The 22,257-nt window shown below is 49.1% G+C and carries 20 protein-coding genes; 7 read left to right on the plus strand and 13 right to left on the minus strand.

Annotated features, from left to right (window positions below):
- Window positions 1–33: 33 nt before the first annotated feature.
- The gene (locus ICL07_RS23965; RefSeq protein ID WP_188090566.1) at window positions 34–984 is read left to right on the plus strand and encodes an aldo/keto reductase; all 951 of its coding nucleotides are present in this window, start codon (window positions 34–36) and stop codon (window positions 982–984) included.
- A 56-nt stretch (window positions 985–1,040) separates the two neighbouring features.
- Here ICL07_RS23965 and ICL07_RS23970 read toward each other — a convergent pair whose 3' ends face one another.
- The 3 genes from ICL07_RS23970 to ICL07_RS23980 all read right to left on the minus strand — a co-directional run bounded on the left by ICL07_RS23970 (window position 1,041) and on the right by ICL07_RS23980 (window position 3,729).
- The gene (locus ICL07_RS23970) at window positions 1,041–2,054 is read right to left on the minus strand and encodes an outer membrane beta-barrel protein (protein ID WP_188090567.1); all 1,014 of its coding nucleotides are present in this window, start codon (window positions 2,052–2,054) and stop codon (window positions 1,041–1,043) included.
- A gap of 85 nt (window positions 2,055–2,139) precedes the next feature.
- Window positions 2,140–3,318, minus strand: coding sequence for a BamA/TamA family outer membrane protein (locus ICL07_RS23975; protein WP_188090568.1), 1,179 nt, complete (start codon window positions 3,316–3,318; stop codon window positions 2,140–2,142).
- A 135-nt stretch (window positions 3,319–3,453) separates the two neighbouring features.
- Window positions 3,454–3,729 carry an Rdx family protein gene (locus ICL07_RS23980; protein WP_188090569.1) on the minus strand — a complete coding sequence of 92 codons (276 nt, stop codon included), beginning with the start codon at window positions 3,727–3,729 and terminating at the stop codon, window positions 3,454–3,456.
- A gap of 276 nt (window positions 3,730–4,005) precedes the next feature.
- Between ICL07_RS23980 and ICL07_RS23985 the strand changes: the two genes are divergently transcribed.
- A complete protein-coding gene (locus ICL07_RS23985; RefSeq protein ID WP_188090570.1) occupies window positions 4,006–6,009 on the plus strand; it encodes a tetratricopeptide repeat-containing sensor histidine kinase in 2,004 nt (667 codons plus the stop codon).
- Here ICL07_RS23985 and ICL07_RS23990 read toward each other — a convergent pair whose 3' ends face one another.
- Entirely contained in the window at window positions 6,010–6,474 is a 465-nt protein-coding gene (locus tag ICL07_RS23990) for an Lrp/AsnC family transcriptional regulator (protein ID WP_188090571.1), read from the minus strand.
- 167 nt (window positions 6,475–6,641) lie between these two features.
- On the opposite strand from ICL07_RS23990, the gene ICL07_RS23995 reads away from it, so the two are divergent.
- Entirely contained in the window at window positions 6,642–7,772 is a 1,131-nt protein-coding gene (locus ICL07_RS23995; RefSeq protein ID WP_223152078.1) for a histidine decarboxylase, read from the plus strand.
- On the opposite strand, the gene ICL07_RS24000 is transcribed toward ICL07_RS23995, so the two are convergent.
- From ICL07_RS24000 to ICL07_RS24010, 3 genes are all read right to left on the minus strand, one after another.
- Window positions 7,769–8,653 carry a mechanosensitive ion channel family protein gene (locus ICL07_RS24000; RefSeq protein WP_188090572.1) on the minus strand — a complete coding sequence of 295 codons (885 nt, stop codon included), beginning with the start codon at window positions 8,651–8,653 and terminating at the stop codon, window positions 7,769–7,771. The two genes, ICL07_RS23995 and ICL07_RS24000, sit on opposite strands and share 4 nt — an antisense overlap.
- 87 nt (window positions 8,654–8,740) lie before the next feature.
- Window positions 8,741–8,995, minus strand: coding sequence for a hypothetical protein (locus tag ICL07_RS24005; protein WP_188090573.1), 255 nt, complete (start codon window positions 8,993–8,995; stop codon window positions 8,741–8,743).
- Window positions 8,996–9,111: 116 nt separating this feature from the next.
- On the minus strand, window positions 9,112–9,720 hold the full coding sequence (locus tag ICL07_RS24010; protein ID WP_246485151.1) for a DUF6496 domain-containing protein: 609 nt from the start codon (window positions 9,718–9,720) through the stop codon (window positions 9,112–9,114).
- Between the two features lie 111 nt (window positions 9,721–9,831).
- On the opposite strand from ICL07_RS24010, the gene ICL07_RS24015 reads away from it, so the two are divergent.
- From ICL07_RS24015 to ICL07_RS24025, 3 genes are all read left to right on the plus strand, one after another.
- Window positions 9,832–10,155, plus strand: a complete 324-nt coding sequence (locus ICL07_RS24015) for a KGG domain-containing protein (protein WP_188090574.1) — start codon at window positions 9,832–9,834, stop codon at window positions 10,153–10,155.
- A gap of 114 nt (window positions 10,156–10,269) precedes the next feature.
- Window positions 10,270–10,632, plus strand: a complete 363-nt coding sequence (locus ICL07_RS24020) for a DUF1304 domain-containing protein (RefSeq protein ID WP_188090575.1) — start codon at window positions 10,270–10,272, stop codon at window positions 10,630–10,632.
- Window positions 10,633–10,644: 12 nt separating this feature from the next.
- Window positions 10,645–11,052 (plus strand): hypothetical protein, encoded by a 408-nt coding sequence (locus ICL07_RS24025; protein ID WP_188090576.1) that lies wholly within the window; start codon window positions 10,645–10,647, stop codon window positions 11,050–11,052.
- On the opposite strand, the gene ICL07_RS24030 is transcribed toward ICL07_RS24025, so the two are convergent.
- Window positions 11,047–11,943 carry a diacylglycerol/lipid kinase family protein gene (locus tag ICL07_RS24030; protein ID WP_188090577.1) on the minus strand — a complete coding sequence of 299 codons (897 nt, stop codon included), beginning with the start codon at window positions 11,941–11,943 and terminating at the stop codon, window positions 11,047–11,049. The genes ICL07_RS24025 and ICL07_RS24030 overlap by 6 nt on opposite strands.
- A 14-nt stretch (window positions 11,944–11,957) precedes the next feature.
- On the opposite strand from ICL07_RS24030, the gene ICL07_RS24035 reads away from it, so the two are divergent.
- Window positions 11,958–13,022 (plus strand): App1 family protein phosphatidate phosphatase, encoded by a 1,065-nt coding sequence (locus tag ICL07_RS24035; RefSeq protein ID WP_188090578.1) that lies wholly within the window; start codon window positions 11,958–11,960, stop codon window positions 13,020–13,022.
- Here ICL07_RS24035 and ICL07_RS24040 read toward each other — a convergent pair.
- From ICL07_RS24040 to treZ, 5 genes are all read right to left on the minus strand, one after another.
- Complete coding sequence (locus ICL07_RS24040) at window positions 12,997–13,917, minus strand: class I SAM-dependent methyltransferase (RefSeq protein WP_188090579.1); 921 nt, start codon at window positions 13,915–13,917, stop codon at window positions 12,997–12,999. The two genes, ICL07_RS24035 and ICL07_RS24040, sit on opposite strands and share 26 nt — an antisense overlap.
- 115 nt (window positions 13,918–14,032) lie before the next feature.
- Window positions 14,033–15,787, minus strand: a complete 1,755-nt coding sequence (locus ICL07_RS24045) for an ABC transporter ATP-binding protein (protein ID WP_188090580.1) — start codon at window positions 15,785–15,787, stop codon at window positions 14,033–14,035.
- Window positions 15,771–17,513, minus strand: a complete 1,743-nt coding sequence (locus tag ICL07_RS24050) for an ABC transporter ATP-binding protein (RefSeq protein WP_188090581.1) — start codon at window positions 17,511–17,513, stop codon at window positions 15,771–15,773. Before ICL07_RS24050 ends, ICL07_RS24045 begins: the two co-directional genes overlap by 17 nt.
- A 194-nt stretch (window positions 17,514–17,707) precedes the next feature.
- The gene (treY, locus tag ICL07_RS24055) at window positions 17,708–20,395 is read right to left on the minus strand and encodes a malto-oligosyltrehalose synthase (RefSeq protein ID WP_188090582.1); all 2,688 of its coding nucleotides are present in this window, start codon (window positions 20,393–20,395) and stop codon (window positions 17,708–17,710) included.
- A complete protein-coding gene (gene treZ / locus ICL07_RS24060; RefSeq protein WP_188090583.1) occupies window positions 20,385–22,232 on the minus strand; it encodes a malto-oligosyltrehalose trehalohydrolase in 1,848 nt (615 codons plus the stop codon). The genes treY and treZ overlap by 11 nt, the downstream gene beginning before the upstream one ends.
- Window positions 22,233–22,257: the final 25 nt, after the last annotated feature.

Here is a 22,257-nt window from a genome sequence, read left to right on the forward strand (position 1 = left end):
GGATTCATTACAACAGACTTAAATTTAACTACCATGGAAAAACGGAAACTGGGAAAATCGGGGCTGGAAGCAGCGCCCTTTGCTTTTGGCGGTAATGTATTTGGCTGGTCGGCCGATGAAACCACCTCTTTCGCACTGCTGGATACCTTTACCGGCAATGGTTTCAACCTTATCGACACCGCAGATGTATACTCCCGTTGGGTGCCTGGCAACAAAGGCGGGGAATCGGAAACCATTATCGGCAAATGGATAAAACAACGCGGTAACCGCAGCCAGGTGCTCGTTGCCACCAAAGTAGGCGCCGATATGGGTCAGGGAGTCAATACCTCCAAAGCATATATCATCAAGGCCGTGGAAGACTCGCTACAGCGGCTACAGACAGACTATATCGATCTGTACCAGACACATTACGACGCTACCGGCACACCCGTGGAAGAAACGCTGGAAGCCTATGCCGCCCTGCTGAAAGCAGGTAAGATACGGGCTATCGGCGCTTCCAATATGAGCGCAGAGAGATTGGTGGAAAGCATGAAAGCCAGTGAGCAGCACGGTTTTCCGCATTACAGCACCTTCCAGCCGGAATATAATCTTTATAACCGCACCGGTTTTGAAACTACGTATATGCCTCTGTGTGAGCAATACGGATTAAGTGTTATCAGCTACTATTCTCTGGCCAGCGGCTTCCTGAGTGGTAAGTACCGTAACGAAGCAGATGTGGAAAAAAGCAAAGCCCGTGGTCAGAAAGCCTTGAGTTACCTGAACGATCGCGGACTGCGTATTTTAGTTGCGCTCGACAAAGTAGCGGACAAATATAACAGTACGCCTGCAGGCGTAGCCCTGGCCTGGCTCCTCACCCGCCCTACCGTGGCGGCGCCTATCGCCAGCGCTACCAGCGTGCCGCAATTGCATGAAATTATAAAGGGGGTTCAGCTAAAGCTGGATAGTGAAGCCGTGGAGATATTGAATACCGCTTCTGCGTACTAAATAAAATAACACGAGCCCCATTGATCAATGGGGCTCGCGTTGTTTTATTTATGTTATCAGAATTTAATTTTGATGCCTGCATTTGCCCCCAGACCACCGATGTTGATATATGATTTTAAATCGTTGGATGGTTCGTTATCATTTTTGTAATACACTTTACTACCCTGCTGATTGATGGGCGTATTGGAATTTTTATCCAGCGTAGTCACATACTTCGTATTTTTTTCCGCCACACTCAGGTCGTTGAGGCCGGTAGGCTGACCAGGTACCGGCGCCACTACTGCGCCTGTGCTGGCATTGACAATATTGGTGGATTGTTCGTAGGCGGTGATTTCCTTTTCTTTGCTTCGCACCGGCACATTGCGGTATTCCGCTTCTACGAAAATATCGATGCGGGGACTCACATAGAAGGATACACCGAGCGCACCCTGGAAGCCGAGGGTGATATTCGGTTTCACCTGCTCCTTGCGGTGGATCACTGTGTGAACCATGGTACCTGCCGGAATACCGGCCGGGCTGCTGAGCTGGTCCACATCGGTATCGATATACAGGCGGCCCCATAACGGTACCACAACACCAAAACGAACGTAGGGATTTACTTTTTCAAATCCGGGATTCAGTACAAGACTGGGGGCAAAATCTACTGCATTAACATGGCCGTAGGATTCAACGGATACCAGCTGTTTACCGCTGCCGGCCAGGGTGGTGAGGTTTCTTGTCATCAGGTTTTTACGGCTGTGGTAGTAGTTGAACGATGCTTCCACGGCCATATACTTATTGATGTTGTACCCGAAAGCAAGGCCTCCCCTGGCTCCTTCTCCGTAGGAGCCGGTGAGCACTTTACGGCTGATGGTGTCCAGTCGCGGAGGATTAAGCTCAGTGTGCAGGTCCTGTGGTGGAAATGGACCAACATTTGGGTACTGTCCCGGGAAAACACTAAAGAAGTACCCACCGGTTACTTTGATATAAAATTTTGAAGAAGGAGCGGCACTGGAATGGTCCTGGGCCCGGACGTTTCCTGCGAGTGCCAATGCCAGCATGGTTGTTGTTAATAGCTGCACTTTTTTCATAAACAGTGGTTTTGGTGAGAAGGTCTTTCGACGCTATCGGAAGTTAAAGAATTGTTATCATATAACAAGCGGCCCACCAACTTGTTTAAAATGCTTCCGCGAGCGACAGATACAGTCCTTTCTGCCTGGATTCTCCTGCCAGCTTTTCCCCAACGGCATAGTCTATACGAATAGTCAGTTTTGCATTTTCATCGTAGAAGTAACGGATACCGCCGCCGAAGCTGGGTTTAAAACCATTCAGGGCGAAGTTGTGGTTATTAAACACAGAACCCGCGCCGGCAAAGGCTGCCAGGGCAAATTTAGGCTTCACGTCCACAAACCATATTCTGATGTGCATTTTAGGATCGATAAAATAGCGGTATTCCGCCTGTCCTGCCAGGTAGTTCTGGTCGCGGTAACGACCGGTGTAATACCCGCGCATGATCATATCGTTGCCTAATTCAGGCAACAGGTAAAACGGCAGCTTGTCGCCCTGCAGACTGTTGAACACACCATTCAGCCCCAACGTACTTTTGGGTGACAGGGAGATAAAATGCGAGCCCTGTGCATCCAGTTTAAACAAGGGTTCGGAGCTGAGAAATGACGGCGCATAAGCTGCGTTTAATTTCAGCCACCACCCTTTACGGGTATAGTTCTGGTTATCGCGGTTATCGAAGATGCCTGTCAGTCCAATAAAGGTTACATGTCCTCCGTTTCTGCCTACCAGCTGCATGGTGTTATAGATACCTTTATCATCGCGGCTGCTGTAGGAATCGTTTTGATACAACAGCGAAGCGCCTGCATAGAAGTGCCCGCTAATACGGCGTTCGGCCTCCGCCTGCGCTTTATAACGGGTATTATTCAGCAGGGAGCGGGTATCATGGCGGGTATCGTTGCCAATACCAAAGAAATACAGCGGGAAATTATGATAGCGCAGATTCCCTTTATAATGCCAGGTATTGCCGCGGGTCCATATATTGGCTTTCAGGTCAATTTTGAACTGACTCTCCGTTGTAACAGCCGGTATCAGGTTGAGCGTAGAATTACGGGTAGTGATATCCGGATTTTTATTATCTGTATAAAAAGAATATAACATGGCTGCCCCTATTTCCAGTCCTTTTTCCTGGGAATAGCCGAGCACGGGTAACGGGAAAAAGCTCCGTTTCCGGAAGGCAAGGCTATCTGCCGGAGGAGGGGTGTTACCGTTAGAAGCTGTATCCTGCTGCGCCTGTGTACCGATGGCCAATGAAACGAGCAACGCCGTGATATTAAGTGCTTTATACATGGGCGCGAAGATAATCAATTAGAATTTACGATTTACGATTGGGGGGATTTACGATTGGGGGGATTTTGATAATTCCATTATGACGCCATACCCGGAGCCACCGTCTAAATTGTAAATGCCAAAATCGTACATGCTTCAGCGGTCCGAGTGTCCCAACGGTTTATCAGGAGCAACCTGGTCGCGCACCAATTGTTTCAGGAATTTGATTTCGGGGAAATGCCCGGCTTCCTTCCGGTCGAAGAGTACCTGGTCATTTATAAAGATGGTATAAGTACCGGACGTTTCACTGGGGCGTAGTGTCACCCCTCCCAGTTCAGCCGTGAATGTTGTCAGCAGTTCCTGCGCCATATAAGCAGCACGCAGGAGCCAGCCGCATTTCGGGCAATATTCGATAGTAAGCACTGGTTTCATGATAATCATCTGATGTTTAGCGTTTTAGATAAGCCCGAAGCAGCTCGACAAGTATATACATTACCGGTAGATAGCCCGGCGCAGGAAAGATACGACTGTATTCGGATTTCAGGCAACATAACACAAAAATCACACGTCCTGCGGCGGAATTTATTACCGGTTCTTTTGAATCGTCGGCCATTATCTTTATTTTTATGCCATAATTAAAGCGTACGTCCCCGAATCGCTCTACTATGTCACAGCCAACAATAATACCTTATGCTGCCGGCCATACCTTTGAAAAAGTGTATCATTATTCCGTTATGTTTATTGCTGCTCTCTCCTTCTACCAGAGCGCAACAAAGCGGAATAGACAGCCTTCAGCACAACCTTAATGCGCACCCTCAGCGGGATACCGTTCGGGTAAACATACTCAACCAACTGTCACGCCTATACTTTACCAAAGATGCGGGCATCGCTGCGCGTTTGGGTGAAGAAGCGCTCAATATCAGCAATGATCTGGCCTATACAAAGGGAAAAATATGGGCTACCCGTAACCTGGCCCTGGTAGAAAACACCAAAGGCAACCTCGACAAACAATTGCAGTACACCCTAAATGCCCTGAAAATGGCAGAGGAGGAAGGAGACCTGCGTACCCTGGGCATCCTTAATAATGATGTGGGGAATATCTTCACCGAACAAAACAGTCCCCGGGATGCATTGATCTATCTGCAAAAATCCCTTCAGATAAAAGAGCAACTCAAGGAACTCCCCGAAATCAGTAAAACCCTTAATAATATCGGCTCTGCCTACATTGCCCTGAAACAAACCGATTCCGCCTTACTGTATTTAGCCAAATCCGAAAAACTCAAACTGTCACTGCACGATGATCGCGGGCTGGCGTATACCTATGAAAACATGGGTATTGTGGCCATGCTCGAACATCGTTATGAGACGGCATTACGATATCATCAGTTGTCGGCGCAATATTATAAGTCCACCGACAACCTGCCGGGAATTACCAAGGCAAGCCTTAACCTGGCCGAAATACAGACGATGCTGGGCGACCTGAAAAGTGCAGAAAAGAACCTGGACACCGCCAGAAGCATCAACGACAAGCTGGGCAACGTTAAAAACGAAATGATCTATTATAAGATCCGTTCCAGGCTGGACTCGGCCCGCCATGATTTTGCATCCGCACTGAAACATTATCAGGCTTTCAGCGAACTGAATATTGACTACTTCAACCTGGAAAAAAGCCGGCAGATCACCCGTTCTACTTCCCGGTATGAAGCAGAGAAAAAACAACGGGAGAATGTGATGCTAAAAAAGGAACAGCAGCTGCATCTGGCCACCATCCAGCAGCAGCGGGTACTGGTATTATCCGGCGCCGCCCTTTTCCTCGCCCTGCTGCTGATTACTGCGATGGTATACCGGTTGTATAAACATCAGCAGGAGCTATACCAGCAGCTGAACAGCAAAAACCAGGAGGTATCGCTGCAGAACCGGATCATCCTGGAACAAAATGCCACCCTGGAGAACCTCAACCAGGTAAAAGACAAAATATTTTCCGTGATATCGCATGACCTGCGGTCTCCCCTGGCCATACTGGAGGGTTTGTTGTTTCTGCTGAAAGATGAAAAAATTGATGCCCAGCAGTTCCGCTTTTATACCGATGAATTATGGCGCGATGTAAAAAACACCGCCTATATGATGGACAATATGCTGCAATGGGCCAGCAACCAGATGAAAGGCATCAGTGTAAAAGCAGATGATTTTGACCTGACGCTGTTGCTCAACCAGGAGTTTGAGTTATTGCAGACCATGGCCCGGCAGAAAGATGTAAAACTCACCCATGAGCTGAAAGGCGCTGTGCTGGTATACGCCGATCCGGATATGATCCGGCTGGTGTTGCGAAACCTGATCAACAATGCTATCAAATTTACTCCCGGCGGTGGGGAGATTGTGCTAAAAGCGCAGCTGGACAAAGGCGAGGCGCAGGTATCCGTTAGAGACAACGGTACCGGTATTCCGATAGACGACCAGCACCGTATTTTCTCCAATATCTACTACTCCACTACCGGCACCCGTAACGAAAAGGGCTGCGGGTTGGGCCTGCATCTCTCCAAAGACTTCGTAGAGCGCAACCATGGCCATATCTGGTTTGAAAGTAAACCCGGAGAAGGCAGCTGTTTCAGTTTCACCGTTCCCCTGTCAGACGAACAGGATATTAACGCCCGCGGCTATACGGTAGTATTGCAGGACAATCCTATTGGCGGTATGAGCGTGCTGAGAAGGTAATTATACCAGTCCAAAAGCCGTGGTGTGCTTGATCTCCGTCATCACAAAGGAACTATGTACCTGTGCGATATTTTCGATCACCGCCAGTTTGTTGGTCAGGAAATACTGATAACTGCGCATATCATCCACCACTACTTTCAGCAGGTAGTCGAATGTACCGGCAACGTGGTAACATTCCATCACTTCTTCCATCGGGTTGATGGCCGATTCAAATTTTTTCAGCAGCAGTTGGGAATGCAGTTGTAGTGACACATTACAGAAAGCTACCAGTGTTTTCCCGATCTTATCAGGGTCCAGCAACGTGACGTAGTTGCGGATGACGCCCATTTTCTCTATTTTTTTCAGCCGTTCATAGGTAGGTGTAACGCTCAGGCCTATACGGTGTGCTATTTCCTTTGTATTGAGGCGGGCATTTTTCTGAAGTACTTCCAGGATGCGCCGGTCTGTTTTATCCAGTGTCTCCATAAACAGCATTTTTTTTCTGCGAAAGTGGCAGCAGGCAGTCTATCTTAGTTAATTAGAACTGTTATTCCATCAAAATTAGTATATATTTTCTGATTATGCCATACCAGCAGTTCAATTCAATGGCATTTCCCTAGCTTCGCAGCATCATACACCTGTAATCGCCGATTATGAAAAATCACCCGTTACCTGCCGCAGATGCGGCCATGCTGGAGGGTTTGCTGACCGAAGTGCAAGACCATACCCGGCATTTTTTGGGATACCCGGTATCCAAGGACTTTGACTACCGTCCGCTGTTCCCTTTTTTACAATATCCGCTCAATAACCTGGGAGATCCTTTTGTAGATTCCACGTATACCGTTGGTTCCCGGGAGATGGAAAAATATGTCGTGGAATTTTTTGCCCGCTTGTTCCGCGCACCGGCCAATGACTGGTGGGGTTATGTGACCAATGGCGGTTCAGAAGGCAATCTCTATGGGCTGTACCTGGCGAGGGAGCTGTATCCTAAAGCGATGGTGTATTATTCCGAAGCCACGCATTACAGTGTGCAAAAGAACCTGCATTTGCTGAACATGCCCAGCATTATGATCCGGACCCTGCCTAACGGGGAAATTGACTACGACGACCTGGAGCAAACCATGAGTATGAACCGGCATATGCCGGTGATTATGCTGGCTAATATTGGCACCACCATGACAGAAGCCCGGGATGATATCGGTCGCATTAAAAATATTCTGAAGCGGTTAGCTATCCGTCACCATTACATCCATGCGGACGGCGCGTTATCCGGCAGTTATTGCGCATTTTTAGACCCCAGGCCCGCCTTTGACTTCGTTGACGGAGCGGATAGCATCGCTATCAGCGGGCATAAATTTATAGGCTCCCCTATCCCCTGTGGCGTGGTGGTAGCCAAAAAATCTTACCGGGACAGGATTGCCCGTTCAGTCGCCTACATTGGCAGTATGGACACCACCATTACCGGTTCAAGAAACGGCCACAGTCCGTTGTTTCTATGGTACGCGCTGAAAAGCCTTGGTTTGGCCGGCCTTGAAAAGAGAGCCCGGCACAGCTTGTCCGTAGCCGCCTATACCGTTGACCGTTTCCGTGAAAACGGTATCGACGCCTGGCGTAACCCCGACTCCATCACGGTGGTGTTTCCGGAACCATCCGGAAATATCCGCCGGAAGTGGCAGCTGGCCTCTGAAAATGGCTGGTCGCATGTTATCTGTATGCCCAATGTGGAGACGGTACAGATTGATGCTTTGCTGGCAGAGATGACGGCAGCATCGGTGATGGTTTAACCTTTCCCGCCTTCAGCTATTGCGATGATTTCTGTATTGAGCGCCCGTTTAATGAGGCGCTCTTTTTCTTTATCGGAATGCGGTACAAGTAATTGCAGTTTAAACTGTACAAAGTCTTTTTTGATCTCCATGGTTTTAAGCGAGAAGCTATCATCGCGGTAATAACGCTGATAGGGCTCTATACACTTTCGCAGCCTTATTTCCAGCTCTTCGGGGGTAAATTTGTGTTTATGGTCCAGTTCAAATTCGAGGCTTAGTTTTTTGATATTTTGTTTGGATTGGTTGACCACGATAGTTGTAAATACTACCGAGTTAGGAATGATGACGATATCGTCGTCATCATTCTGCAGTACTACGTTGATCAGTGTAATATCCATGATTTTGCCTCTGTAGTCGCCTATTCTGACCTGGTCTCCCAGGGAAAGCTGATCGGAGAACATCACAATCAGCCCGTTGATCATATTGGAGATATAGTCTTTTGTCAGCAATGCGATGGCTGCCGCCACGATGGTAATGCTGGTGATGAGCTGCATCAGGTCTTTCCCGAAAAAAATGGGAATGGCGAGCAGGAAAAAGGCGGTATTCAGTACAGAAGTGATGCGGTTAATCCCCAATATGAAGTTATCTTTCTCCATGGGCTTAGTACGGTGGCGACGGGTATACCAGGACAGTACTACCAGCCATGCCAGCGAGATAACGAGATTAGCGCCCAGGAAAAAAGACAGGGCGTTCATGACTTTCAACAGCCAGCTGATACCATCGTAGAATGCCGGATGTTCGAGGTTAAAATAGATGATGCCAGCGTAAACCAGTAATTTAATGAGGAAGATGATCCGCTCCCGGCGGTTGGTGTACTTATAGGTTTTATCGGTTACAATCATAGTTATCCCACGCGCTTTCCCGCAAAAGTACAAAAAGTACAAAAGGCATGCGGCTAAAAAAGCAGCAAATGATGACGGGCGTCAGTTTTATTCCATCTTATTCAGTATTTCAGTCCAGATAATGCGTGCAATTTGCTCGCTTTCCACAATGCGTAGATTGGCTTCGGGGGTATCTGTGTGATCGATCATGAAGGTCTGGGATTGGGGTTGAAAATCGTCCAGCACGTGTTCGCGGACATCAGGAATTACCTCATAAATAGTTTCATAAGCAATCCTGTTGATACTAATCGTCAGGCCGTATGGTTTTCCATTAATCATCACCGTTATACTATACTTTTCCATACAAACTGGTTTTGATCCACTGTGAAAACTGCAAGGCCTATGCCATATAAAAAGACCGGTGACATGTAGTTACCGGCCTTTTGTAGTATATAAATGAAAGGATAAAACGGTTCATTTCAGGCAGAGGCCATAGCATGGTGCCTGGTTGTTTTTCTATGTGCAGCAGCTCCCTTTTTCGCGGTTGATTTTTTAACAGATGTTTTACGGTGGGTAGTCTTTTTTGCTGCGGTTGCTTTTTTGGCAGTTGTCTTTTTGGCAGTAGCTTTTTTAGTAGTAGCCCGCTTAGCTGTAGCTCTTTTAGCCGTTGTTTTTTTGGCGGCCGCTTTTTTAGGTGCCGCTTTTTTTGCGGTCGCTTTTTTAGCGGTTGATTTTTTAGTGGTTGACTTTTTAGCGGCAGCTTTTTTGGGAACTTTTGCCCCTTCTTTTCTGGCTTCAGACAATCCGATAGCGATAGCTTGTTTAGGGTTGGTTACTTTTTTACCACTACGGCCACTTTTTAGTTTGCCTTCGTGCATCTCATGCATGGATTTTTCCACCTTCTCCTGAGACTTCCTGGAATACTTTGCCATGATTTGAAGATTTAAATGGGTTAAAAAAAGAAGTAACAGGTATGAACGAAACAAAATACACGCCAGCTGACAGCAGTCGAAATCAATTGGAAATGTGGGGAAAGGGGGCTGAAACTGTGTTAAAAATTCTATGCATTGTGGAACGAATTGCCCCATCCACAGCGGGAGATAAACAGGAAAAGCCCGGTATCAGGCGATTCAGCCGGTGGCATGTATATTGATCGATTTCTTCGCAATATTGTTCACTAAACTATAAAATCCAGGATTATGGAACACATCAGGTATCAACAACTCGCACCGAGTGCCGAGAACCACGAGAAGAGTCCAACAGACAAATCCAAACACAGTAAACGGGGATTTGCATCCATGGACCCTGAACAACAGCGCGCGATCTCCAGAGAAGGTGGCAGGGCTGCGCACCAGCAAGGTGTCGCCCATAAATTTACCTCTGAAGAAGCCCGTGCTGCCGGCAAAAAAGGTGGCGAAGCTGTTAGCCGCAACCGCGAACATATGGCGGCAATTGGAAGAAAAGGTGGCACCAACCGCGGTAAAAAGAAGAATAATGCGCCCACTGAAGAAAATAACTTCTAGTGAATTGAGGGATGGCGGATCGTGAAGAAGATTCTCAGCTCAAAATTCACCATTCGTCATCCGCAATTCGTCATAATTCTTCTTATATTTAGCATAACCATCAAATCTAAGGTTATGTTAGTACTGGCCAAGTTCCTGATCGCTTTTGTAATGCTGGAACACCTCTACATTATGTGGTTCGAAATGTTTGCCTGGACCACGAAAGGGCCTAAAATCTTCCAGAAATTCCCCAAAGCACTTTTCCCTGCCACCAAACCACTCGCTGCCAACCAGGGCCTGTACAATGGCTTCCTGGCGGCAGGTTTGTGTTGGTCGTTGCTAATTTCCGACCCGGAATGGGCACGGCATACGGCAGTCTTTTTTCTCGGCTGTGTAGCGGTAGCTGGTATTTACGGCGCGCTCACAGCAGAGAAAAAGATATTCCTGGTGCAGGCATTACCTGCCCTGGTTACCCTGGTATTGCTTCATCTGGCGTAAAACAAGAGTCCTATGATTGACGAAGCAGATATCAGGATTGGCAATTATGTGTCTTATTTTGACTACAATATGGAGGAATCCGTGTTTGTGGTGGAAGGGATTCTGAATGGTTATATCTACAATTCCGGCCTGCCACGCAGTAAAATATCCTGCGAAAAAGCCAACCCGGTGCTACTGGACCTCTATCAACTGATTAAATTCGACTTTATCCGCGGCGTACGGGAGGAAGGGGAAGATGAAAACATCTACTCCCTGAAATACAACCGGCTCAATAGCCTCCATATCCGGCATGAAAACGGCTGTTTCCAGCCCGTCACGGAATCCGCCGACGGATTTGTGCCCTATGGCCGCCCGCTGGTGCATGTACATCAGTTACAAAACCTCTTTCATGCCCTCAGCCGCGATGAGCTAACCCTATGACCCCTGCGCCGGCACAAAAACTGCCAGGGAACGTGGTATTATCTCCGCTGCCACCGTGGTTACCTTACCCATATATTCACCATCGATCTGAAATTCCGCTTTTTTAGGGGTATGGATATATACTTTCCGGGCCCGGATAATCTCCGTTTTATGCGGATTAAACGGGCGACGGATAAACAACATCTTCAGTGTTTCCAGCAGCGAAAGCTGTTTAATCAGCACCACCTCAAAAATACCGTCACTGAGGTCACTGACAGGGTTGATGCAGGCCCCTGTACCGTATTTGCCGGCATTAGCCAATACAATCATAAAAGCCTCCCGCTTTACCTGGTCAGCTCCGTTGTCTATTTCCACGGCAAACCGTTGCCGGTACCAGAACGTTTTGACCACCATCCGGGCATATCCGGCCATACCCCGTACCCCCGACTGCTGAAAATACTTTACCAGCAACGCATTGAGCCCGATATCACTCAGGTGAATGGAAATTTCCCGCCCATTGATCTGAATCACATCTATTTTACGGACATGCGCCTGTAATACCAGGTCCAGGGCCGCTTCCCAGGATTCGGGAATACACAGGTCCCGCGCCATGCCATTAGCAGATCCCGCCGGCAGAATGCCTAACGGGATATCCGTATGCAATAAACAGGTAGCCACCATCTTCACCGTACCATCACCACCGGCAGCAACCACCCCATTCCACCCTCCTTGTTGCAGCAGTTGCCGCAGACGGGCGTCATCATCGGCCGGGTGCCCCGTGAGCAACAACAACTCCCCCATCACCCCGGCGTGGTACGCCAAAAAACGTTGGACTACTTCTTGCGGAGCAACTTTCCGGGCAGCTCCCGATGCAGGATTAATGACAAATAATAATCTTAACTTCTTTTCCATTTCCAGTAGCTGATATGCATTCAACCGGCAAACACAAATATGACGCCGCAAAAAAAAACCGCACCTCGCCATGGTGGGCGCGTATCGGTATCAACACCAGCACCGTTGTAAAAGTTTACCGTGGATACGGCCATAGCGGCGAGCTACAGGTATTCGGGCATGTACTGTCACGCAGTCCCGCTCCGGAGGCCCGTACCCGTTATCGCCTGCTGGGCAATATCTGGGCAATGCTCCGCCTTTTTATGGTGCAGCCTACACCTTATGCTATAGTACAATTGCAGTGGCAGGGCAAAACAATCCATACCCAAACAGCGGATGACGGCTTTTTTCATTTTCAATGGAAACCTGAATATCCTACTGCCGCCGGTTGGCATGCTGTAACGGTGACGCACATACAAAATAACCAATTTATCGCGGAAGGAACCGGTGAAGTATATATTCCGCACCGCACCCAATATGGTTGTATCTCCGATATAGACGATACCTTCCTGATTTCCCATTCGGAACGTTTGTTCAAAAAAATATGGGTTATGCTCACCCATAATCCCGGCAACAGGAAACCATTCAAAGGCGTGGTGCATCATTACCAGCTGCTCAGCGAGGGACATAGCTCACCTGCCATTCCAAACCCGTTTTTTTATGTTTCCAGCAGCGAATGGAACCTCTATGATTACATCCGGGTATTTGCAAATGCCTGGCGGTTACCGCAAGGCGTATATCTGCTCAACCAACTGAAACATTTTTCACAGCTGTTGCAGACGGGCCGTGGAAAACACCATACCAAATTCACCCGTATTACGCGTATACTGGAAAGTTACCCCCATATGCCGTTTATACTGCTGGGAGATGATACCCAACAGGACCCCTATATCTATGAAGCCATCGCAAGGCATTTCCCCCAGCGGATCATTAGCGTGTACCTGCGCCACCTGGGTCATCAAAAAAAACCGGAAGTAATAACTGTAGCTCAAAAGCTGGAAGCACTCGGTATCCCCTGCTGTTATTTTCAGCACAGTGAAGAAGCGATCGCCCATTCCCGTCAACAGGGACTCATCAAGCCCCTGCAGGCAGCCTTGTAACAATACTGCCCGTAAATTGTCCGGTCACCGGCATGCGCTGTAACTGAAATTCTTCGGGAGACAAATACGTTTCCACCATCGGCAAAGCAGGCGCATAATGATAACTACCTCCGGGCCTCAGCGCTTGCAGGATTTCCCGGTATTTGGCCGCATACCGTGTACAGTCCGGACTATCCCGGTAGTGATGGTGCAGAAAATGATTGGAGAAAGAAAGGTTGGAAATAATAGTGCCCCAGTATCCTGGCGGCAGGGAGATGTCAAGCCAGTCACCTGTTTTCAGGTAAGGTTCCGGCGAAGCGATGAAACGATCTACTCCGTAAGCAGCAATACCTCGTTGCCGCAACCACCGTACCAGCGTGGCTTGCGAACCGCAGCCGAGATCCAGCACCGGTTGTTGCAGCATGGCAAGGTCCAGTCGCAGTACGTTCAGCTGCAAAGCAGCCTCATATTCCGCACAAACCACCGGTTTCAACTGAGGCCCCGCATCTGCATATAATGTTTCAAAAAAGGGGTTTGTACGGCGTAACCATCCCTGCAAACGCCGGGTATGCCTGGCAGTCAGCCGGGACTCCTGCATATGGCCGGATTCCGCGGCGTTTACAACGTCGGTGACCAGGGCCGTATATATCTCCCGCAAAGCGGCAGTACTGGCAGCGCTCATATCGAGGTACTGGTTTACGTTGCAAAAAGTACGACGGGCGCCGGCAGTCAGATAATCCACCACCGCGGCGGCCTTATCCGCATCCCGGAGGGCAAGCACTTCCGGGAGACCGTCCGTCGCCAGCCGGCGGGTCACGTTCGTCCAGGCGATGTCGTTTCCGGGGTAGAAGAAATTATGCCGGGCATGTTGCCGGTATTGACAATCGATACTTTGACGGATAAGGGTGGAAATCATATTGTAAAAATAAATGAAAAAGAACGGGATGCAAAAAGGTGGCGGCGCGGCGGTAAAACAATAAGGCCAACCGATACGGCTGGCCCTAACGATTATACCTATACGATTTTTACTATTAATGTCTGGATCCATGCAGCAGCCGGTCCACTACCTGGTGGAACGATCCGGCATTGGTAACAGCGCCATCGTTCACAAAGAAAATTTCATCCGCATTTTCGATGGTATTGAGCCGGTGTGCAATGATAACACGGGTGGTTTCAGCGGGCAGTTTATCCAGGATTTCACCCAGCAGTTTCTCGGTGACGGTGTCGATATTGGCGGTGGCTTCATCCAGGATGAGCAGATCAGGTTTACGTAATACCGCCCGCATAAAGGCGATGAGCTGCTTCTGCCCCAGGCTTACGCCTTCGCCGGCAGACTGCACCGGTGTTTCCAGTCCTTGTTCAAAGAGACCCAATAGCTTCTCCAGGTTGGCGGTACGGAGCACTTCTTCCAGCTGTTCGTTGCTGTAGTTTTCGTATTCTTCGTTGCCATAGAGAATATTTTCCCTGACGGTGCCGGTAAACAGAATGGGGTCTTGCAGGATAAAACCAATACGACGGGTACGTTCGGCCGCATCGTAGGCGCGTATATCTTTTCCGTTGAGCAATACGCTGCCTTTTAGCGGATCATAGAGCCGGGCGATCAGCGATGCCGTGGTGGTTTTACCACCTCCGGTAGGCCCTACCAGGGCGTATGTTTTGCCTTTCTCCAGGCTAAGGTTGATGTTATGCAGTATTTCGCGGTCTTCGGAATAACCAAAATGTACCTGTTTCATTTCCAGCAGCGGTGCGCTTTGCTGCCGCCTATGATCTTCGATGGTACCCATATTGTTTTCCATCACCAGCAATTCTGAGATACGTTCCCATCCTGCCATGGCCGTCTGGAAGTTGGCCCAGAGCGCTGCCAGCTGGCGTAAGGGACTGTAGAAATAGTTGGCGTAGGCAATATAGCTGACCAATAGTCCGACCGTGAAATTACCTGTTCCGATGAGGTACATTCCATACACCAATATCAGCAGCTGCGCGATGCTGGACATCAAACTATAAAAAGGAAGAAAAATATTATTGGCGATACCCATAGCGGTAGCGGAAGTATAGTTCTTCTGATTGGCATCATTAAACCGCTGCATGAAATAATCGCGGCGGCCGAAAGCCACTACCACTTTGAAGTTGCTCAGGCTTTCCTGTATCTCTGCACTTAAGCCACCCACCGTTTTCAGGTTCTGTGCGTTTTTTCTTTTCACCCAGGGTGACAGTACCCTGGTAAAAATCAGTGATAACAATGCCGGCAACAGCGCGATAGCCCCCAGTTTCACATTTAATACCAGCAGGAAAATACCCGCGCCGGTCATGGAAATAATGCTGCCCATGAACTGCATGAGGGATTGGGAGAAAAACTGGTTGAGTTTATCCGTATCGTTGTTTACCCGCGAAATCAGGTCACCCGCTTTGTTTTGGTTAAAGAAAGCCACCGGCAGCTGTTGCAGTTTATGGAAGACAGCATTACGCAGTGTGTAGAGCGTACGTTGCCCCACCGTGCCCATGAGTTTTGTTTGCAGGTAGTTGATGCCGAAAGCAGTTAAATACACCAATAGCAGGATACCGGAATACACCAACACGCCATGGTACTGCTTCTGCATCACATAATGGTCGATCGCATAAGCGGTGAGTAGTGGTCCCAGCAGGTTAAGCGTGGAGTTACCGATAGTAGCCAGCAAGGCGACCGCCAGTTTTTGTTTTTCGTGGGAAATCAGCCGTAGCAGGCCTTTGAAGGCAGTGTAGTTAGACACGCCTTTTCCTGTAACCGGTTTATTAAGATTGTAGTTCATAGTTGCTGGTGCTTTGCTGGGAGTTAAAAATCTGTACGTAATCCGGGCTTTTCTCCATGAGTTCTTCATGGGTGCCGGCGGCGATCATTTCGCCCTGCATGAGCAGGATGATCTGATCATAATGCATGACGGCGCCTATTTTCTGGGTGACAGATACCAGCGTCAGGTCCGGATAATTCCGGTGTACATTGGCCAGGATCTTCCGTTCCGTGTGGGAGTCTACCCGCGCGGTAAAATCGTCCAGCAGCAATATTTTCGGGTTCAGTGCCAGGGCGCGGGCCAGCATCAGGCGTTGTTTCTGTCCGCCGGACAGGCTGGTGCCCCGTTCCGAAACGATGGTGCTGAGTTTTTCCGGCAGCTGATCGGTAAACTCCTTCACTTCTGCCGTGACAATCGCCTTTTCCAGGGAAGCATCCGTCACCACATCACTGAAGGCGATGTTTTCACGGACGCTGAGGTTAAAGACCACGCTGTCCTGGAATACAAATCCCACCTGCTGGTGGAAAGATTCGCTTTCGTAGGCTGCAATATCTTCTCCGTCGACTTTGATAGTGCCTTCACTGGGTTTGATAAGCCGCATCAGCAGGTACAGCAGTTGTGTTTTACCAGCTGCTGTAGGACCGATGATCGCTATTTTAGATCCGGCCTTTACGTGAAACGAAATATCTTTCAGCACAGGCTTTTCACCATAATTCAGGGAGATGTGATCGCACACGATATCCCCTTCGAGTTGTTTCACAAGCGAGCCTGTTTCCAGCATATCCGGAGAGTTTAACACCACGCTGATACGCTGATAGGAAGCCGAGGCCTGTGCTATCACGTTGCTCATAAAACCGATCACCAGGATGGGGAATATCAGCAAGGTCAGGTAGCTGTTAAATGCTGCGAAATCACCGATAGTCATGCTGCCGTTGATCACAAAACGGCCGCCCAGTACCAGGATAGCCAGACCGGTCATGTTAGCCGTAAAAACGATCACCGGGATAAGGCCGGCAAACAACCGCAGAATAGCCAATCCGAAGTCCAGCGCTTTGCTATTGGCGTCGAGGAATTTTTCATATTCGCGTTGCTGGGCATTTACTACGTTAATGAGCGCCGCGCCCAGGATACTTTCGTTGATGACCTTATTGAGCCGGTCCATCACTTCCCGGCTTTTCATGAACAGGCTTCTTACCTTTTTTAATACCAGGAAAAAAGTGACGCCCATGATCGGAATAGCGGCAATGACTACCAGTGCCAGTTTCCAATCAATCGTGAGCAGCAGGATACTGGCGCCGATAATGATGAATATCGAAGATACCAGGGAAACGATCGCCTGGGACACGAACAGTTTGATGGAATCCACGTCTGCCGTGAGATTGGTCAATAAGCGGGAAGGATTGGACTGTTCCATCCAGGCGTAACTTTGACGGGATATTTTTTCCGCCAGCCGGGTGCGCAGGTTTTTAGCCACTCTTTCCGAAGCATATGTCTGGATGATGTTCTGCAGATAGGTAAAAACGAAAATCAGTATTGCGGCCAGTCCAAATTTGATGGTCAGTGATTCATAGTTAAAGATGCCGCGGGAGAAGTCGTCAATCGCTTTCCCGATGATTTTTGGCAGCCACAGGTTGAGACTGTTGCCCAATAAGGCAAACAGCACCAATAGGGCTATCAATCCTTTGTATGGTTGTAACAATCCAAAGATGCCAGGCGACTTTTTTTCCTTTCCGGAGGGTTGTTTCATATTGTTGGGCGGTGATTAGCGTATGAAAGAGGGTGATGAGCGATCATACAAACTTAAAAATTTTACGATAATATCAACAGAGAAGACGAATGAAATCCGCAAATATTGTTTCCGTCTATAGATTTTATTTTTTGCGACACAAAAACATTGAACAGTGTTCAAATTTTAAAACAATATTACAAAATATATTTTTTTCAGCGGTGGAATTTCTGGTCCAACACCGGAGAAAGCAATGCCACTGGGCAATTATGGGTACCTGGCAATAATAATTGTCCATTTTGCGCGATAAGTATTTCGCCGGTAAAAACATTTTTCCATTTTACCGGGGCGTTGGCAGGCAGCGACAATGGCGCCAGGTTGTGTTTGCCCAGGTGGGCCGACGGCAGTAATGGCGCAGCCACAATGCACCAGTCCTGCCTGTATTTACGGGCAAAGGCAATCTGGTTGTTACGTTCACCGCTGGTCAGCGGGATATATTCTCCATGAATAAAAAGGGACAAATGGGTATTTCTGAGTTGCAACGCTTTACTCATCAGGTAGAGTTTTTCCTTTCCTATGGCTGCTTTGGTACCGGAATGTTCTCTCGGCCAGCCGTCGGCATGCCCTTCTGTCTGCCAGGAGAACAGTAATTTACGTCGCAGGGTATAGTTTACCTGGTGCCTGCCATCGCCGTTGCCGGCACTGAAATCCCATAGTTCACAACCCTGATAAATATCCGGTATACCAGGCGCTGTTATTTTAATCAGCGTTTGCGCCAGCGAAAAAATGTGGGCATGCGTCCCCAGTTTTTCTACCAGCTGTCGCATCCCTTCCACAAAGGGGCCACCGGGTGCCAGAATTTTTTCTATGAACTGCAGGCAGGCCAGTTCATAGGCGGTATCCGGCATCAGCCAGCTGCTGTGTACTTTGGCTTCCCGCACTGTTTTCAGGAAGGTAGCGGTAATATGTGCGGAAAATTCTTCATCTGTTTCGCCTGAGACGGGCATGCCCGCCAGTATTGCCTGGTAAATAAAGTATTCATCGTTCAGGTCGGGCGCCGGTTTTTCCTCTATCAGCGTCAGGTATTCCCGGTTGGAGGTGTGCCATGCTTCTACCTGTTGTATCCATAGATCCGGGATAATGGTCAGTGCGTTGAGCCGGATGCGGGCATCTTCTCCCCAACGGGTATCCTGTGTGGCGGTGGTATTGAGGGAGAAGGGTGACAGGTATTGCCGTACCGCCATGCGTTCATGGAAACTTTCCAGCGTAAATTTGCGCTGTACCGGCGAGTCGCCGGTTTCGTTGTGCGACAGCAACGCATTGTACACATAGAACAACGTTTCCTCTACGCCTTCCCGGTACAGCTGCCCGGCGAACTGTGTGATTTTTTTCAGCAGCGTTAACGCAGCCTGCGCCTGCTGCTGCTTCTTATCAGCGTCCCACCAGGAGCGGATCAGTTCCAGCGCCGTACCTGTTGCGGGGTTTCGCAGGAGGGCGTCTTCCACGGCCTTATCCAGCTGCAACACATCCGCAGGTGAAAAAGGCCATCCTTCCGGATAGATACGGTTTTCAGGCAGACATACCATAAAATCGCCCATCGCCATTTTCAGACGGCCTTTGTCGGTTTCCGGCAGCACCAGTTTCAACCGGAATACCTCCCGGACCAGGTTATCCCATTCTCCGTTCATATGTTTTTCCAGCACCAGCTGTTTTTTGCTGCGGGCCAGTTTTGAATATTGAGAGAAACCCGGGAACTGGGTACGGTAGAAACGTCCCAGTTTTTCCATGCCTTCGGCGTCGGTCAGCAACTGGCTAACGCCGGCCAGAAAATCGTAGCCGGTACTCCCCTGCACAGCCCATCTTTCCGGCAGCGTTTCATGACCTGCCAGCATCTTTTCGGCAATGATATAACAATTGTTGCCGAACAGTTCGCGCAGGTGGTAAATATATTGTGCCGGGTCCAGCAGGCCATCAATCTGATCAATGCGTAAGCCCTGGATGATGCCTTCCTGGTATAGCCGGTGCAGAAAACCATGGTATTCATCAAATACCGCTTTATCTTCCATCCGCAGCGCGATGTGTTCATTAACACCCAGGAAGCGGCGGTAATTGATACGGAAATCGGCTTCACTCCTGGCAGTGAAAGTATAGTGCTGCAGGTCCAGCAGTTCGTATAACAGCGGTGTATTATTATTGACCAGGTTCAGCAGCGGTTGGAAAGCCTGTTTGCGTGGCGGTTTCAACAGCGATTTCATGGCGTCCCAATCCAGCAGTGAGCGGCGCTGGAGGACGTTGGTTTTCATTTCAGTGAGCCAGTCTTTTACCGGGTCCGTACCGGCGGGCAGGATATTCAGGAGCCATTTATAGCTTTGGGCAGACAGCGGATAATACTGTCCTGCGGCTGCCAGGCTAAGTCCCTGCCGGCTGCCGCTGAGGCGGATACCGCCGTCGTCCATAGTTTCCCTTAACGTTTTTTTGAGAAAGGGGACCATGAGTTTGCCATGCAGGTCCGGATCAGGATGATGCCAGTCGATATCGAAATAATTGTAATAGGGAGAAGCTGTTCCTCTTTCGAGCGTATCCATGAGACGGGCATTGTTACAATGGAAGGCCATGTAATTAGGCACGATGTCCTGTATCCAGCTCATTCCCAGTCCGCGGAGTTTAACATGTAATTGGCGCATATGGGCCAGGGAGCCGATGGCGCTGTTGATCTCACGGGGATTCGTAATATCATAGCCATGGTGGCTTCCAGGCGCGGTTTCAAAAACCGGCGAAGCATAAATAGTGGTAATACCCAGCTGATGCAGGTAGTCGAGCTGCTTTTCCAGGTCGGTAAAGGTAAAATCCTTGTTAAACTGGATACGGTAGGTGGCTACCGGGGTAAAGAACTCATTCCTCATGATGCGCCATTTCATATACAACAGCCGAAAAGGGCTGTAGCAAAATCGGTTCATTTTCCAGTACTTCATCAACGGCTTTCACACCCGGACCGTTCCACATTTCATGCGCGGAGTCAAATATTTTCTTTAATGGTGTTGGGGCCATATGATGATAAGTTTGCACTGCCTTATCAAAATTCAATAATATCAACACCGCATCCTGCCCGCTGGTTCGTTTTATGATCAGTAAGGGTAGTTCTCCTGCGGGATAAATCTGCAAAGAAGCCTGATCGCCGGTTTGCATAGCGGGACGGTGTTTCCGGAAAGCAATCAGGAAACGATAACAGGCCAGCATGGCGGCATTGGGGGGCAATGTCTGATCCCATTGCAGGCAACTGCGCCGGAAAGTATCTTCCAGCTGAGGGTCGGGAATGGATTTACTGGTATTAAAAAAGGCAGAGAATCCACGGCTGCGGTCTTTTTTAATTTTTTCTGCCAGGTCGGGATCGCTATGGGATGTAAAAAACAGGAAGGGGTTCTTCTCCCCATATTCTTCTCCCATAAACAACAAAGGAATAAAGGGAGACAGTATGACGGTGGCGGCAGCCAGTTTCAGGGCTTCAAATGAAACGAGGGCGCTGAGTCTTTCTCCCAGCATCCTGTTACCGGCCTGTTCATGATTTTGTGAGAAAACGATAAAATGCCTGGCATCGTTGTCCCGCAGCGGGCGCCCGAATTTCCGTTTGCGGTAGGGCGAATACTGCCCGGTATATACAAAGGCCTGCGTAAACGCCTGCGCCAGGTGGGACAGCTGTCCGAAGTCCTCGTAATAACCCTGTGTTTCCCCCGTCAGCAATGCATGCAGCGCATGATGGAATTCATCCGCCCACTGGGCGGTGAAGCCATATCCCCCGATGGCGACAGGGTTTGTATAACGGGGATCATTACGATCGGTAGCGGTAATAAGTAGTTTACGGCGCCCGGTCTGTTGTTCCAGTTCCGCCACTGCGTCCGCAAGTTCCCAGGCAAAATGTCGGGCGCTGTTATCCTGACAGGTGTCCAGGGCATCGAGCCGCAGTCCGTCTATATGGAACTCGTCCAGCCACATGAGTGCATTCTGGATATAAAAATCCCGTACCGGGTCACACCAGGCGTCGTCGAAGTTGACACCTGGCCCCCAGTGCGTTTGGTATTTTTCGGTGAAATAAGGACCGTAATCGGGCAGGTAGTTGCCTTCAGGGCCGGTACGACAGTATACCACATCCAGGATCACCGCCATACCGAGGTGGTGCGCAGTGTTAATCAGTGCCTTAAAGTCGTCGGTAGTACCGTAGCGGTTATGCAACGCAAATGGGTAAACGCTGTCATAGCCCCAGTTGCGATCGCCGGAGAACTGGCTTACCGGCATCAGTTCTATGGCAGTGATACCGAGTGCTTCCAATGCGGGCAGTCTTTCCCTGGCTGCCTGAAAAGTTCCTTCCGGGGTGAAGGCGCCGATATGTATTTCGTAGATAATCAATTTTTCCGGTGACAGGCCTTTCCAGTCCTGGTCAGTGAAATCGAAACTATTGGGATCTGTCACGCAGGAAGCGTGGTGTACGCTACTTTCCTGGCGCCTGGAAGCGGGGTCCGGCCGTTGCAGCTGTTCATCCAGCAGGTAGTAGTAGTGTGTGCCTGCGGTCACGTTTTCTACGGTAGTAGTCCAGTAGCCGTTCTTTTCCGGGGTGAGCGGGTAGGCCACATCTTCCCCACCCAGCAGCAGTAGCGTCACATTCTTTCTGAAAGGCGCCCATACCCTGAACTCACATGCTCCATTGTCTTTTAGCAATGCCCCTTGTTGTTGGAAACGTGTCATCATCTCATCAGTTATTTAATGAAAGGAA

The organism is Chitinophaga qingshengii (assembly GCF_014529935.1).
Taxonomy (GTDB): domain Bacteria; phylum Bacteroidota; class Bacteroidia; order Chitinophagales; family Chitinophagaceae; genus Chitinophaga; species Chitinophaga qingshengii.